2 protein-coding genes are annotated in these 803 nt (G+C 66.6%); both read left to right on the top strand.

Translation table 11 applies throughout. The annotated features are described in order from the left end of the window. Positions 1 to 568: ATP-binding cassette domain-containing protein (locus tag N0A24_12255; protein MCS7174107.1), on the top strand; the 568-nt coding region annotated here is incomplete at its 5' end. Between the two features lie 14 nt (positions 569 to 582). Further along, positions 583 to 803: aldehyde dehydrogenase family protein (locus N0A24_12260; protein ID MCS7174108.1), on the top strand; the 221-nt coding region annotated here is incomplete at its 3' end.

An 803-nucleotide genomic window follows, 5' to 3' on the forward strand; every position in this document is an offset into this window, starting at 1 on the left:
CATGGGCAAGACCACCCTCTTCCACGCCATCATGGGCCTCCTCCCCATCCAGGGGGAGGTTCTCCTGGGCGGTAGACCCCTGCCGCCCGGGGCGTTGGCCCGGGCCCACGCCGGCCTGGCCCTCGTCCCCCAGGGCCGGCAGATGATCCCCGGGCTCCGGGTGGAGGAGGAGTTGCTCCTGGCCCAGCGTCCAGGCCGTTGGACCTTGGAGAAGGTCTATGCCCTTTTCCCCAGGCTCCGCGAACGGCGCCACGCTCCGTCCACGGTGCTCTCAGGAGGGGAGCAGCAGATGCTGGCCATTGCCCGGGCCCTCCTGCGCAACCCCAGGGTACTCCTCCTGGACGAGCCCACCGAGGGGCTTTCGCCCCTCCTGGTGCGCCACGTGGGGGAGATCCTGGTGGAGATTGCCCGTCAGGGGGAAACCATCCTTTTGGCCGAGCAGAATGCCTCATTCGCCCTGGGCATGGCCCACCGGGTCTACTTCATAGAACAGGGAAGGATCACCGAGTGTGTGGATGCCAAGCGGCTTAGGGAAGATCCGGAGATTCTCCGGCAACGCATGGGGTGAGGGAGATGGCGGAGATGTTCATTGGCGGTAAAGAGTCGGCTTTTCCTGGCTTGGAGCGCTTTCCCGTGATCAACCCGGCTACTGGGGAGGTGGTGGATACCGTCCCATTGGCCACGGAGCGGGAGGTGGACGAGGCGGTATGCGCGGCCCACGAGGCTTTCCCCGGTTGGTGGGACACGCCTGCGGCCAGCCGGGGCGAGATCCTCTATGCGGCCGTGGAGAGGGTGAAGGCCCA

The organism is Armatimonadota bacterium (assembly GCA_025059775.1).
Classification (GTDB): domain Bacteria; phylum Sysuimicrobiota; class Sysuimicrobiia; order Sysuimicrobiales; family Sysuimicrobiaceae; genus Sysuimicrobium.